Below are 12,771 nucleotides of genomic sequence, written 5' to 3'. Positions count from 1 at the left end.
TGACGCCGATCGGCACGACGTCCGAGAGCTCGTGGAACGGCGCGATCCCGGCTTCGCTCAGCCGCACGAACACGAAGCTGAGGGCGAAGAGACCGAACGCGACCGCGGACAGTCGCAGCGCGCGGACGACGGCGACCCGCTCCGGCCGGTCCTTCAGCGGCTCCAGCAGCGTGAACGCCGCGCCGGGCAGGCTGCAGAACGCGACCAGGCACGCGTAGAGGTGGATCTCGCCGCTCACCGGGTCCGGCGCCGCCGGGTAGCTCGCCGGGAACACCGCGGCGGCGGCCATCCCGAGCGACCAGAGCGCCAGCAGCAGCCGCGTCGTCCGCGAGAGCGGCACGCCGGCGACGTGCAGCGCGCCGAGCACCGCCAGCGAGCCGATGGCCAGCGACAGCACACTCGCGGCGAGCATGCCTTCGCCCCGGTCGGTGACGGTGTAGCTCGACAAGGTGTCGTACACCGGGTCGTGCGAACTGATGATGTGCAGCACCACGGCCGTGAAGAGACCCCACCCGATCGCACCCAGCGCCACGAGCCGCCACGGTCTCGTGCGCTTCCCCTGTTCCGTCCCCATGCCGTCCAGGGTCCCGAAGAACCGGACAGCCGTGATCCGGGAAGACCCTGAACTACCCCCGGATCAAACCCTGGAACAGGCCGCGAAGTCGACGAGGACGAGCGCCTGGTCGTCGTGGCGTTTCGGCCGCGGCCAGCGTTCGCCGTCCGGGTCCTGCTTCTCCGCGGTGCGGACGGCGTCCAGCACCGCGTCCGGCCCGTTGGCGCGGGTGGTGGCCAGGACGCCGCGCCAGTCGAACAGCGTGTACTGGTCGACGCCGATGGACACGCCGTCGCTGGCCAGCAGGACGGCGTCGACGTCGGTCCGCCGCCAGCTGCGCCGGACCGAGTGCGCGGCGGCGCCCGGATCGGCTTCGGCGACCCAGAAGCCGTCGTGGGCGTTGCGCCGGCGCCGGACGTCGGCGCCGGTCTGGAGCATCCCGCGCCGCCGCAGGCCGGCGAGCCGGTCGTCCGAGACGACGTCGACGCCCTCGGTGCCGAAGTCCTCGGAGTCGCCGAAGCCGATCACCGGGCTGTCGGCCAGGACCAGCGCGTCGACGCGGTCGTCGAGCCAGCGCACGGCCGCGACGGTGCTCGACGGCGACCGCTGCGGGCGTAGCTCGTTCTCCGCCGTGACGACGGCGATCGCGGTGGTCAGCACGTCGGTCAGGTCGGCTTCGGGCGCGGTGCGCAGGTCGTCGGCGAGCCGCCGGGCCAGCCGTTCCGCGTACCAGCCGCCCGGGGGCAGCGAGGGGTCCGGCGAGGTGGCGCCGTCGAGGAGCAGAACCGCGTTGTCCAGCACGACGACGTGGTCTTCGGTCGGGCGGGGGAGGCCGTCGGCGCCCACCCCGGCCCGCTCGGCGATCACGATCTCGGGCATGGCCCCGACTGTACGTCGCCGGGCGGGGTCCTCGCGTCGAATCTGTCAACTCTGGTTGACAGGCTCAAGGTGTCAACGTAGGTTGACAGCATGACGGAAGCGACGGACCTGGCCGCCCGGGCCGGCGACCGCGATCCCCGGGTGGGATTGCGTGCGGTCGCCGCGCTCCGGCGGCTGGTGGAACAACTGGAGGCCGTGCAGGTCCGCAGTGCGCGGATGCACGGCTGGTCGTGGCAGGAGATCGCCGCCGAGCTGGGGGTCAGCCGGCAGGCCGTGCACAAGAAGTACGGGAGGCACTGATGTTCGAGAGGTTCACCGAAGACGCGCGGATGGCCGTCGTCGAGGCGCAGATCGTGGCGCGCGAGTCCGGTTCGGTGGAGATCGCGCCGCCGCACCTGCTCGCCGGGCTGCTGAAGGCGGACGTCCCGTTGCTCACCGAGCTGGGCATCGCCACCGAGGACGTCGCCGCGGAGCTGGAGCGCACCCGGCGCCGGGGCGGGGTCAGTGACGCCGACGCCGAGGCGCTTACCGAGTTCGGCATCGACGTCGCGCAGATCGTCGAGCGGGTCGAGCAGACCCACGGCGAGGGCGCGCTGGCCGGCCGGCTCGGCCCGGCCAAGCGCGGGCACATCCCGTTCACCGCCCAGTCGAAGAAGACCCTCGAACTGAGCCTCAAGGAGGCCGTCCGGCTGGGGGACAAGCACCTGGGGCAGGAGCACATCCTGCTGGCGCTGGCCCAGCAGCGCGGCACCGATGACGTCCTGGCGCGACGCGGGGCCGACTACCTGACGCTGCGAAGGATCGTGCAGCGGCGCAAGGCCGGTTAGCGCACGGGCTCCTGCTCTTCGCGCTGCGGTTCGCGCCACACGACGAAGGGCAGCAGGAGCTGGGTCAGCGGGCCGATCGCGAGGGCGTAGAGCACGGTGCCGACCCCGACGGTCCCGCCGAGCAGCCAGCCCGCGGCGACCACGGTGATCTCGATGCCGGTCCGCACCAGCCGGACCGACCAGCCGGTGCGCCCGGCGAGCCCGGTCATCAGGCCGTCGCGGGGGCCCGGCCCGAGCCGGGCGCCGACGTAGGTGGCGGTCGCGACGGCGTTCAGCGCGACCCCGCCGACCAGGAGCGTGATCTGCCAGCCGAGCTCGTGCTGGTCCGGGAGCACCGCCCGGACCAGGTCGACCACCACCGAGATGACGACGACGTTCGCGATGGTGCCGATCCCGGGCCGCTGGCGCAGGGGGATCCACAGCAGGAGCACGGCCACCGAGACCACGCCGGTCACGGTGCCGAACGTGAGGCCGGTGCGGTTCATCACGCCCTCGGCCAGCACGCTCCACGGTTCCAGGCCGAGCCGGGCCCTGGTGACCAGGGCGACGCTGGCGCCGTAGAGGGCGAGGCCCGCGAACAGCTGGAAGCTGCGGCGGGCGGGGTCACGGGAGATCCGGACGGGCCGGAGATCGATCTGAGCCACATGACCACTATCGCCGTCAAGTGGCCTTGTAAACCATAGCCAATTCCAGGATATTGGTCTGATGGAACCCGTGGTCCCCCTGGGTGGACGGATCTCTGGCCCGCGACTGGCCGTCATGCTGGGCTCGTGGCGGCAAGGCTCCCGGCAGGGCGCGGCCGACCTCGCCGCCGCGATCGAGCTGCAGGTGCTCGACGGCCAGCTCCCGCTCGGCACCCGGCTGCCCGCCGAGCGCGAGCTGGCCGACGCGCTCGGCGCCAGCCGGACGCTGATCGGCGGGGCGCTGGACCGCTTGCGGGACAACGGGTTCGTCGCCAGCCGCCGCGGCGCGGGCTCGTGGATCGCCGCGCCCGGACGGCGCCGCCGTGAGCCGCTCGTGCCGGCCGGTGACGACCTGATCGACTTCACCCACGCGTCCTCGCCGGCCATCCCGGGCATGATCGGGGCGGTCGACGTCGCCCGCCGCGAGCTCCTCGGCCACCTGGGGGGCCACGGCTACCAGGAGCGGGGCCTGCTCGGCCTGCGCGAGAAGATCGCCCAGCGCTACACCGAACGCGGCCTGCCGACGACGCCCGCGCAGGTCATGGTCACCAACGGCGCGCACCACGCGTTCGTGCTGGCCCTGCGCATGCTCGCGGGCCCCGGCGACCGGGTGCTGGTGGAGCAGCCGACCTACCCGAACGCGCTGGAGGCGATCCGTGCCGCGCACGGGATCCCGGTGCCGGTGGCGCTCGACCCGACCGGCGAACGCGGCTGGGACATCGCCGGCGTCGACGCGGCGCTGCGCCAGGCGTCACCGCGGTTCGCGTACCTCGTGGTCGACTTCCAGAACCCGACCGGCCTGCGGCTGGACACCGAAGGCCGCGAACGGCTCGGTGCCGTCCTCACCCGCGCGCGGACGCCGGTGGTGGTGGACGAGACGCTGGTGGAGCTGGACCTCGAGGGTGATCCGCTGGACGGCCCGCCGCCGCTGGCCGCGTTCGCCGGCGACCTGGCGATCAGCGTCGGCTCGGCGTCGAAGTCGCACTGGGGCGGGCTGCGCCTCGGCTGGATGCGCGCGTCGGAAGACCTGCTCGGCCGCCTGGTTTCGGCGCGCTACGCGGTGGACCTCGGGTCGCCGGTGTTCGAACAGGTGGTGTTCACCGAGCTGCTGGGCGACGAGGGCTGGGCGGCGCTGGGACGCCGTCGCGAGGAGCTGCGCGGCAACCGCGACGCCCTGGCGACGGCGGTGCGCAGGCACCTGCCGGACTGGACGTTCACCCTGCCCAAGGGCGGCCTGTCGCTGTGGTGCCGGATGCCGGAGCCGGTGAGCTCGCGGCTGGCGGTGGCGGCCGCGGGGCACGGCATCCAGGTCGCGCCGGGCTCGCGCTTCGGCGTCCACGGCGGCCTCGAGCGCTGGATCCGCCTGCCGTTTTCGCTGCCGCCGGCGCGGATCGACGAAGCCGTCCGCAGGCTGAGCGCCGCGGCGGCCGCCGTTCAGGGCACCCCGCGTTCGCTGGACGTCCCGATTTCCTGAGAAAGAACAGACCGGTGCGCCGGATGCGAGCCTGCTCCCAGGGATGGGCGGCGTTCGTGTGCATCCGGCGCACCGGTCTGTTTCCACCACCCGCGGCGGTACGTGACTCCGCTGCGGGTACCGCGGCTTCCCGGCACAGCCCCTCGACGTGCCGGGAAGCCGGCGGCTCAGGCGGGCTCTCGGTAAAGCGAGTCCCTGCTCGGCGCGGTGAGCAGGAATTCCCGGAGCACGCCCGGTGTGGGTCCCGGCGTCGCAGGGGCAGTGCGACGCCGGGACCGGGATCCGACCCGGCCGGGCGCGGTCGGCCGGTCGGAAAGACTGTGGTTGCTGCGCATGGGTCGCCCCTGGGGTACGTCGGACGCGGCAAGGCGTCACGAGACGTGAAAGAGTCACGGATTACGTACTTGAGCTGGGGAAATGTCACGCGTGAACGGCGTGGACGTCCGTCAAGATGATCTTGTTTTGGACGCAGTTGTCCCCGGCTGCCCGGTCGGGTGTCAGTCGGGGGAGGTAGTGGGCAGGGCGGCTTCGCGCCCCGCGCCGTCGACGTCGTGGTCCCGGCTGGCTCCGATGAGCTTCAGCTGCGTGGTGGTCACGTCGTCGGTGTGCAGTGCGAACTGCGGGCGGGCGCCGCCGGAGCCGTCGTGGCCCGGGGCGGCACTGGTGGCCGGCGCGCTCGGCGCCGAGGTGCCACCGGGGAGGCCGGGGGTGGAGTCGCCGCCGCCGTTGCGAGCGTGAACGCCGGAATCGCGCGGCCGCTCCTGGACGGCGTGCACCGTGTTCTGCACCTCGACCAGGTGCACCACGGCGTACCGGGTGCCGGTCGAGGTTTCGGTCGTCGCGGCCGGGGTCGTGGCGGGCGCGGTTCCGACGGTGGCGGCGGCTGGCGCCGTCACCTGCGTGACGACCCCGCTCACGACGTCGGGCACGGTCGCCGTGACGCCGCCGGCGTTCGACCCGCCGTTGAACAGCGGATCCAGCACGTCGTCGAGGGGGAGCAGCACCGGCGCGTCCGGGTTATCCGCGGGCGGCTGGGTCAGCGGCGCGAGCACGGTGTGGCTGAGGGTGTCGGTGACGGTGGCGACGGTGTGCGTGACCGCGCCGACCGTGTTCGTGACGGTGGTGAGCGTCCCGCCGACGACGTTGAGGACACCGCCGACGAGCCCGCCGAGCAGGTCGGCGGACGACGTCGTGGCCTTGGCCGCCGGCGCTTCGTCGGTCTGGACGTCCTTCGTGGACTGTTGCTTCGCGCTGACCTTCGCCAGGCTCTGCTTCTCGACGGTCTTCGTCTCGGCGGCCGGCGTCTCGTCCGTCGGTGTTTCGGCTGTCTTCGTCGCGTCGCCGGTCGTCGCGCTGTCCTCGGTCGCCGGCTGCTGCGCGCAGGTGGCGGCGCCGGTCTCGCGGCGGCTCGTGCGGTGGTGGCCGTGCCTGCCGTGCTCCACAGTGGACGTTTTCGACGCCGCGGAGTGGGACGTCGTGGCCTGCGGGCAGGTCGCCGCCTCGGCGGCGGACGCGGTGTTCCCGGTCAGTGCGGCGCCGAGCAGCCAGCCGGCCAGCGTCAGCCCGCCGGCGAGCAGGATCCGGGCCGCGGGCCGGGGCAGCGCCGACGCCCACGGACGCGGCGCGCGCGTAGGCGAAGGAGTTTCACCGACGGTGAGCGCGGGCCGTGGCGCGGCGCCGGGGCGCACGAATGCTGTGCTGCTCATCGCCACCACCACCGTCCGCGCCTGAAGCTCTCGCGATGCACGCTCGAGTCTGATTCTTGCTGGGTCTTTCTCCGGCCAGGTCGCAGATCCCCCGGGGGCTGCACTCTTTCTAGCACCGCTCGGGAGTCTTTCATCTCTCCCGCGTTCTATCCAGCCCGTAAGGCGGAACGGCCCTACCGGGCAAGGTATCTACGGCCGACGAGTTGATCACTCTCAGTGCCGTTCGGACGCCTCTCTGCGGCCATTCGGACGAGTGTCACTGTTGGGCCCATCCGGCGTTGACCTGATGTTTTCGCGGAGTGGGTCGCGGACCGTGCCGGACCGGTCGCGCTCGGTGCGTGTTCGCTTATTTCGATGGACCGATCAGCATGTTTCCGAATCGTGAGCCTCTAGGCTGCGGACCGTGATCACCGGCGGCCCGACGGCGGCATCCCGCTCCTCCGGGCGATCGCGGAGCGTCACGAAACGATGCGGCAAGTGAGGGACCCGCCGCCTCCGAGTCGTCGGCGGCTCCGCGGCGGACGTCAGACCAGTGTGCGCAACCGGGTGATGGCCTCGTCGATGACTTCATTGCGCTTGCAGAACGCGAAACGCAAAAGATGTTTCCACTCGTCCGGGTGATCGGTGAACACCTTGACGGGCACGGCGGCGACCCCGACCCGGCCGGGGAGTTCCCACGCCAGATCGGCCGCGTCCGTGAAGCCCAGCGGCCGGACGTCGACGCAGACGAAGTAGGTGCCCGCCGTCGGCCGCACGGCGAACCCGGCGTCGGCGAGCCCGGCGGAAAGCCGGTCGCGCTTCTCCTGCAGGCTCTCGCGCAGCCCGTCGACCCACGGCAGCTCGTGGTCGAGCGCGTGCGCGACGGCCGGTTGCAGCGGCCCGCCGGAGACGAAGGTGATGAACTGCTTCGCCGCCTTGACCGCGGCGACCAGCTCGGGCGTCGAGCAGACCCAGCCGATCTTCCAGCCGGTGCAGTTGAACGTCTTTCCGGCGCTGGAGATGCTCACGGTCCGCTCCCGCATGCCGGGCAGCGTGGCGAGGGGAACGTGTTCGGCGTCGTCGAACACCAGGTGCTCGTAGACCTCGTCCGTGATCGCGATCAGGTCGTGCTCGACGCAGAGCGCGGCCAGCGCGTCCAGCTCGGTGCGGGTGAACACGGTGCCGGTCGGGTTGTGCGGCGAGTTGACGAGGATCGCCCGGGTCCGGGGCGTGACGGCGGCCCGCAGCCCGTCGACGTCCAGGCCGAACCGGCCGTTCTCCTGCTCGACCAGCCCGACGACCCGGCGCTGGGCGCCGGCCATCGCGACCGCGGCGGCGTAGGAGTCGTAGTACGGCTCGATGACGATGACCTCGTCACCGGTCTCGGTCAGCGCGATGAGCGTTGCCGTGATGGCCTCGGTCGCCCCCGCGGTGACCAGGATCTCCGTGTCCGGGTCGTACTCGGTGCCGTAGCGCTGCCGGTGCCGCGCGATGGCCGCGCGCAGCTCGGGGCGGCCGGGCCCCGGCGGGTACTGGTTCGCGCCGCCGAACAGGGCGTTCTTGGCCGCGTCGAGCATGCCGGCGGGTCCGTCGGTGTCCGGGAAGCCCTGGCCGAGGTTGACCGCGTCGTGCTTGACGGCCAGCGCCGTCATCTCGGCGAAGATGGTCGACGTGAACGGCCGGAGGCGGGGGACGAGAGCAGGTTCGCGCACGATCAGCGATCCTCGCGGACAATGGGGATGTGGAGCAACTGACCCCCGCCAAGGTGACCCCGGCCGATCCGCCGGGCGGCGCAGCCGGTGAAGCGGAAAAGCGGCGCGCGCTGCGCAAGATGAAGCTGGTCGCGCTGTCGTTCCTGATCGGCGCCACCATCGTGTTCCTGCTGACCAGCTGGGCCCAGTCCAGCGGCTGGGCGGCCTGGGTCGGCTACGTCCGGGCCGCGGCCGAAGCCGGCATGGTCGGCGCGCTGGCGGACTGGTTCGCCGTCACGGCCCTCTTCCGGCACCCGCTCGGCCTGAAGATCCCGCACACGGCGATCATCCCGAACAAGAAGGACGCGCTGGGCACCAGCCTCGGCGAGTTCGTCGGGTCGAACTTCCTGTCCGAGGAGGTCATCCGCGACAAGCTCAAGCGCGTCGAGATCGCCCGGCGCCTGGGTGCGTGGGTGGCCCAGGAGGACAACGCCGAGCGCGTGACGTCCGAGCTGGCCACCATGGTCCGCGCCGCCGTGAAGGTGCTCCGCGACGAGGACGTCCAGGCGATCATGGAGCAGGCCGTCGCGCGGCGGATCATCGACAAGCCGTGGGGTCCGCCGCTGGGCAAGATCCTGCAGGGCGTCTTCGCCGACGGCGCGCACCACAAGCTCGTCGACCTGATGTGCGACCAGGCGTACGAGTGGGTCCGCGACAACCACACGACGATGCTGCGCGTGGTGTCCGACCGCGCGCCGAGCTGGTCGCCGAAGTTCGTCGACGAGATGCTCGCGGACAAGGTCTACGGCGAGGTGCTCTCGTTCGCGTGGGCGGTCAAGACCGACGTCAACCACCCGATGCGGCTGGCGCTGGACAAGTTCCTCGGCGAGTTCGCCCAGGACCTGCAGACCAACCCGGACGTGATGGCGCGCGCGGAGCAGGTCAAGGGCCAGATCGTGCACCACGAAGAGGTGCAGCGGCTGATCGGTTCGGCGTGGAGCACGGCCAAGGAGATGCTGCTCAACGCGGCGGAGGACCCGTCGAGCGAGCTGCGCCGGCGCGTCCGCACCGGCCTGATGTCGCTGGGGTCGCGGCTGGTCACCGACGACCAGCTCCGCTCGAAGGCCGACGGGTGGGTCGAGGGCGCCGCGGCGTACCTGGTGAAGAACTACTCCCACGAGATCACCACGATCATCACCGACACGGTCGAGCGCTGGGACGCCGAGGAGACGTCCCGCAAGATCGAGCTCCAAGTCGGCCGTGACCTGCAGTTCATCCGCATCAACGGCACGGTCGTGGGCGCGCTCGCCGGGCTCGTCATCTACGCCGTGGCGGAGCTGCTGTTCTGACGGCCGTGTCGTATACCACACATAGGGACCTTGAAACCAGTTGTCCACAGGAAGCTGAGTTATCCCCCGGGTTATCCACAGCTTTTCACGGTGATGGCCTAATCGCTGTCCACAACGTGTGGGGGTAAGCCCGGGCGGGCCGTGGATATGTGGTGCTGGCCCGGGGAGTTGTCCACAGCCCTCCGAGGGTCCGCCGCTCGGATGAGACCTCCGGCCGTGTCGTCCATCCAGGCACGCGTGTCGTCCAACCGGGTACGCGTGTCGTCCGGCGGGGGTCAGCCCGTCGCCGCGCGGGCGCGCCAGCCGCGGGCCTTCTCGCGGTTGCCGCAGACGCGCATCGAGCACCACGTCCGCGAGCGGTTGCGGGACTCGTCGTAGAACGCCCACAGGCAGGTGTCGGCGGGGCAGATCTTCAACCGGATCCAGTCGCCGCGCACGACCAGCCGGGTGCAGGCGGCGAACACCGCGCCGACGACGTCGTCCGCCATGAGCGCCGGGCCGTGGTCGGTGAGGGAGATCCGGGTGCCCACGTCGACGCTGCCGCCGGGCAGCCGCGGATCGCCGATCGAGGCGCGCAACGCGTCCCGCGCCGCACGGGCCTCCGCGGCCGGATTGGCCGTCAGCGCGTACCCGGCCGCCCACTCGCGCCACGGCCCAGGCTGTTCGAGCAGGTCCGTGCCCTCTTCGACGTTGACCGTGTTCAGGAACTCCACCACGAGGGAGGCGTCGGTGTGCACCGAACCAGTGTACGGCGGAAGGTGGTTGCACCCTCGGGTCCTAACCCACATAATCCGTTCACTGGTTACTCGTGATCGAAGGGAGCGACGATGGGTGCGGTACCGACGTTGGGTGTGGTGGCGATCGACTGTCCCGACCCGGTGGCCTTGGCCGCGTTCTACCGGGCGGTGCTGGACTGGGGTGAGCCCGACGTCTCCGACGACGGGCACTGGGTCACGCTGCCCAACCCGGCCGGTGGCGCGGGCATCGCGTTCCAGCGGGTCCCCGGCTACCGCCCGCCGGCGTGGCCGTCCGAGGACAACCCGCAGCAGATGCACCTCGACCTCGAGGTCACGGACCTGGAAGCAGCCCACGAGCGCGTCCTCGGTCTGGGCGCGAAGCTGCTGGACGACGCGCCGAAGTCGTTCCGCGTCTACGCCGATCCGGTGGGCCACCCGTTCTGCCTCTGCGCCTGCTGAGCCGTTTGTGCGTAGTCTCGGATGAGTGATTTGTCCGAAGTGTCAGAACCAGATGCGAACCGTGGACAAGAACGGCGTCCACATCGACCAGTGCGAGGGCTGCCGCGGGATCTTCCTGGACCGCGGTGAGCTCGAAGCGATCTCGGGTGCGGAAAGCTCGTTCTACGGCCAGCAGCCACCGCCGTACGGCGGGGCCGCTCCGCAGTACGGCCGCTCCGACTCGCCGCGCCCGTACCGAGGCGGTGGCGGCCACCCGGACTCGCCGAAGGGATATCGCGGCGGGGGCTACCCGGACTCGCCGAAGGGGTATCGGGGCGGGGGCTACTCGGATTCGCCGAGGCCGCACCGCGGCGGGTATTCGGATTCGCCGAGGCCGCACGGCCACGGCAACCGCAAGCGCGGCTTCCTCGAGAACCTCTTCGACTGAAGTGGTGCTCGACCTGCGGATCTGCCCGTCGTGCGGCGACCGGGCCGACCGCCCGGTCGCCGTCGGCGCGGTCCTTTCGTGCGTCCGCTGCGGACACCGGTGGCCGTTCCGGCGGCTGCCGTTGTTCGCGTTGACGGGCCCGAGCGGCGCCGGCAAGTCGACGGTGGGCCCGCTCCTGGCGTCGCGCTTCGCGGGCGAAGTGGTGGTGCTGGAGCAGGACGTCCTGTGGGCGGACGCGCTACGTGGCGACATCCGGGGGTTCCGGTCGGCGTGGCTCCGGATGGCGGCGATGCTGCACCAGAACGGCCGCCCGGTCGTCCTGTGCGGCACGGTCGCCCCGCCGGAGCTCGAACCGCTGCCGGAACGAGTGTTCTTCAGCGAGATCCACTACCTGGCCCTGGTCGGTTCGGCGGAGTCCCTGCGCCGCCGGCTGCGAGCGCGCCCGGCGTGGCGCGAGTGGGACGAGCCGCGGATCGAGGAGATGCTGGAGTTCAACGACTGGCTCCAGAAGTCGGCGCCGGAACTCGGCGTGGACGTCTTCGACACCACGGACGTCCCAGCGGAAGCGACGGCGGACCACGCGGAGAAGTGGATCCGGTCCCGCGTGCCGGACTGAGCGCGCCTTGTCAAGTCCTCGATCCACAGGCCGGCAGTTGTCCACAGATTCCCGCGTCCCCCGTTTTCCCAGGTCAGCGGCGGTACGCTGGGATCGGGGACGCCCCCCAGGGAAGGGCGGGGGCCGCCCTGGCGGCGGCTGTTCGCGACGGCGGCCGGCGCGGCCTCAGGTCAGCGGCCAGGTGCGGCCGTCCGGGGTGTCGAGCCAGAACTCCTGACGCTCGCCCGTCACCGTCACCCCGAATCGGTCGCGGTCGGGCTTGTCCAGCTCGCACCACTCCACGTACGCCGCTTCGGCGACTTCCCACAGCGCTCGCGGGCCGCCCTGGGCGACTTCGTCCGCGCCGGCGCGTTTGCGGTGGCGGACCCAGGAGCCGTCCGGGTGCACCAGCGCGAGGCCGGCCTCGCCCGGGCCGCCCGCCGTGTTCGGGTCAAGGCCGTCGTGCTCGCGCACCGCCCGGACGCCCGGCAGCGACAGCCCCGCGAAGAACTCGAACTGCTTGCGCGGCTGCAGCACCGTCGACATCGGCAGCCGCGTCTGCTCCCAGTCGTCGCGCGACGGCATCGGCAGCGGGTCCGCCTCCGGCAGCCGGTGCGCGCGAAGCGGCATGAAGCGCCCGTCGCGCGCGAGGACCGGGCCCTGCCCTGTGCCGTTTTCGCCCACGACGAGCCGGACGAGCCCGGCGCCGATCGGCCGGTTCAACGTCGTCACGATCAGCCCGCCCGGCACCGTCTGCTCCAGCCACGCCGGCGGGATCGACGTCACCGACGCCGTGCACAGCACCCGGTCGAAGACGGTCCCCGCCGGGAAGCCGAGCGCGCCGTCGCCCACCGCGCACGACGGCCGGTAGCCCGCCTCGGCCAGCCGTTCGCGCGCGTCGGCGGCGAGCACCGGGTCGATGTCCACTGTGGACACCTGACCGGCGCCGCAGCGGTGGCTGAGCAGGGCGGCGTTGTACCCGGTGCCGGTGCCGATCTCGAGCACCCGCTGCCCGCCCCGCACCCGCAGCTCTTCGAGCATGATCGCCATGATCGCCGGCATGCTCGACGAACTCGTGGGCGTGCCCGTCACCGGGCCGGTGGTCCGGGCGAGCTCCCAGCGGCCGGGGTCGTCGTCCAGCTGCGTGACCAGGACGTCGCGCGAGTAGACGGCCTCCAGCCACCCCGGGTCGCCGCGCTCGACCGCCGCCCACAGCCCGCCGGCGCGCGTGAAGAACCGCGGCAGGAAGACGTGGCGGGGCACCGCGCGGAACGCGGCGATCCATTCCGGGGCGTGCAGGACGTCCTCGTCGAGCAGCAGCTCGACGAGCCGTCGCCGCAGCCGGCCCGAGCTCGTCATGCGACCACGTTAGCGGTGAGCACCACCACACCAGCTATTGCAAGCAGAGTGCT

General features: G+C 71.9%; 13 protein-coding genes and 1 pseudogene. 7 read left to right on the top strand and 7 right to left on the bottom strand.

Features of this window, described 5'->3' with window-relative positions:
* Positions 1-10: 10 nt before the first annotated feature.
* Positions 11-574 (bottom strand): annotated as a pseudogene (locus OG494_RS34680) (DUF998 domain-containing protein); the annotation flags it as partial.
* A 63-nt stretch (positions 575-637) separates the two neighbouring features.
* Positions 638-1,432 carry a hypothetical protein gene (locus OG494_RS34675; protein WP_328445965.1) on the bottom strand — a complete coding sequence of 265 codons (795 nt, stop codon included), beginning with the start codon at positions 1,430-1,432 and terminating at the stop codon, positions 638-640.
* Between the two features lie 90 nt (positions 1,433-1,522).
* Here OG494_RS34675 and OG494_RS34670 point away from each other — a divergent pair, with 90 nt between their 5' ends.
* Together OG494_RS34670 and OG494_RS34665 are read left to right on the top strand one after the other, a co-directional pair.
* A complete protein-coding gene (locus OG494_RS34670) occupies positions 1,523-1,732 on the top strand; it encodes an ECF-type sigma factor (RefSeq protein ID WP_328445963.1) in 210 nt (69 codons plus the stop codon).
* A complete protein-coding gene (locus tag OG494_RS34665) occupies positions 1,732-2,259 on the top strand; it encodes a Clp protease N-terminal domain-containing protein (protein ID WP_328445961.1) in 528 nt (175 codons plus the stop codon). Before OG494_RS34670 ends, OG494_RS34665 begins: the two co-directional genes overlap by 1 nt.
* Here the strand turns inward: OG494_RS34665 and yczE are convergent.
* Positions 2,256-2,903 carry a membrane protein YczE gene (gene yczE / locus OG494_RS34660; protein WP_328445959.1) on the bottom strand — a complete coding sequence of 216 codons (648 nt, stop codon included), beginning with the start codon at positions 2,901-2,903 and terminating at the stop codon, positions 2,256-2,258. The two genes, OG494_RS34665 and yczE, sit on opposite strands and share 4 nt — an antisense overlap.
* Positions 2,904-2,964: 61 nt before the next feature.
* Between yczE and yczR the strand changes: the two genes are divergently transcribed.
* Complete coding sequence (gene yczR, locus OG494_RS34655) at positions 2,965-4,416, top strand: MocR-like transcription factor YczR (RefSeq protein ID WP_328445957.1); 1,452 nt, start codon at positions 2,965-2,967, stop codon at positions 4,414-4,416.
* 497 nt (positions 4,417-4,913) lie between these two features.
* Here the strand turns inward: yczR and OG494_RS34650 are convergent, their stop codons facing one another.
* Together OG494_RS34650 and OG494_RS34645 are read right to left on the bottom strand one after the other, a co-directional pair.
* Positions 4,914-6,122: a hypothetical protein gene (locus OG494_RS34650; RefSeq protein ID WP_328445955.1), complete on the bottom strand. Its 1,209-nt coding sequence runs from the start codon at positions 6,120-6,122 to the stop codon at positions 4,914-4,916.
* A 524-nt stretch (positions 6,123-6,646) separates the two neighbouring features.
* Positions 6,647-7,813: a pyridoxal phosphate-dependent aminotransferase gene (locus tag OG494_RS34645; protein ID WP_328445953.1), complete on the bottom strand. Its 1,167-nt coding sequence runs from the start codon at positions 7,811-7,813 to the stop codon at positions 6,647-6,649.
* A gap of 29 nt (positions 7,814-7,842) precedes the next feature.
* Here OG494_RS34645 and OG494_RS34640 point away from each other — a divergent pair, with 29 nt between their 5' ends.
* Positions 7,843-9,141, top strand: coding sequence for a DUF445 domain-containing protein (locus OG494_RS34640; RefSeq protein WP_328445951.1), 1,299 nt, complete (start codon positions 7,843-7,845; stop codon positions 9,139-9,141).
* A gap of 275 nt (positions 9,142-9,416) precedes the next feature.
* Here the strand turns inward: OG494_RS34640 and OG494_RS34635 are convergent, their stop codons facing one another.
* Positions 9,417-9,878, bottom strand: a complete 462-nt coding sequence (locus tag OG494_RS34635) for a CGNR zinc finger domain-containing protein (RefSeq protein WP_328445949.1) — start codon at positions 9,876-9,878, stop codon at positions 9,417-9,419.
* Between the two features lie 90 nt (positions 9,879-9,968).
* Here OG494_RS34635 and OG494_RS34630 point away from each other — a divergent pair, with 90 nt between their 5' ends.
* From OG494_RS34630 to OG494_RS34620, 3 genes are read left to right on the top strand one after another with little or no spacing between them, the layout of a single operon-like run.
* A complete protein-coding gene (locus tag OG494_RS34630) occupies positions 9,969-10,337 on the top strand; it encodes a VOC family protein (protein ID WP_328445947.1) in 369 nt (122 codons plus the stop codon).
* 25 nt (positions 10,338-10,362) lie between these two features.
* A complete protein-coding gene (locus OG494_RS34625; protein WP_328445945.1) occupies positions 10,363-10,764 on the top strand; it encodes a TFIIB-type zinc ribbon-containing protein in 402 nt (133 codons plus the stop codon).
* A 1-nt stretch (position 10,765) separates the two neighbouring features.
* On the top strand, positions 10,766-11,380 hold the full coding sequence (locus tag OG494_RS34620) for a nucleoside kinase (protein ID WP_328445944.1): 615 nt from the start codon (positions 10,766-10,768) through the stop codon (positions 11,378-11,380).
* Between the two features lie 165 nt (positions 11,381-11,545).
* On the opposite strand, the gene OG494_RS34615 is transcribed toward OG494_RS34620, so the two are convergent.
* Positions 11,546-12,718 (bottom strand): methyltransferase domain-containing protein, encoded by a 1,173-nt coding sequence (locus OG494_RS34615; protein ID WP_328445943.1) that lies wholly within the window; start codon positions 12,716-12,718, stop codon positions 11,546-11,548.
* Between the last annotated feature and the right edge of the window lie 53 nt (positions 12,719-12,771).

It is taken from the genome of Amycolatopsis sp. NBC_00438 (assembly GCF_036026695.1).
Lineage (GTDB): Bacteria > Actinomycetota > Actinomycetes > Mycobacteriales > Pseudonocardiaceae > Amycolatopsis.
This window is presented reverse-complemented; position numbering and strand designations above follow the sequence as displayed.

Bases quoted from the DNA above. Each gene is read 5' to 3' on its own strand.
- OG494_RS34675 (WP_328445965.1), bottom strand. From the start codon at position 1,432: ATGCCCGAGATCGTGATCGCCGAGCGGGCCGGGGTGGGCGCCGACGGC.
- OG494_RS34670 (WP_328445963.1), top strand. From the start codon at position 1,523: ATGACGGAAGCGACGGACCTGGCCGCCCGGGCCGGCGACCGCGATCCC.
- OG494_RS34665 (WP_328445961.1), top strand. From the start codon at position 1,732: ATGTTCGAGAGGTTCACCGAAGACGCGCGGATGGCCGTCGTCGAGGCG.
- yczR (WP_328445957.1), top strand. From the start codon at position 2,965: ATGGAACCCGTGGTCCCCCTGGGTGGACGGATCTCTGGCCCGCGACTG.
- OG494_RS34650 (WP_328445955.1), bottom strand. From the start codon at position 6,122: ATGAGCAGCACAGCATTCGTGCGCCCCGGCGCCGCGCCACGGCCCGCG.
- OG494_RS34630 (WP_328445947.1), top strand. From the start codon at position 9,969: ATGGGTGCGGTACCGACGTTGGGTGTGGTGGCGATCGACTGTCCCGAC.
- OG494_RS34615 (WP_328445943.1), bottom strand. From the start codon at position 12,718: ATGACGAGCTCGGGCCGGCTGCGGCGACGGCTCGTCGAGCTGCTGCTC.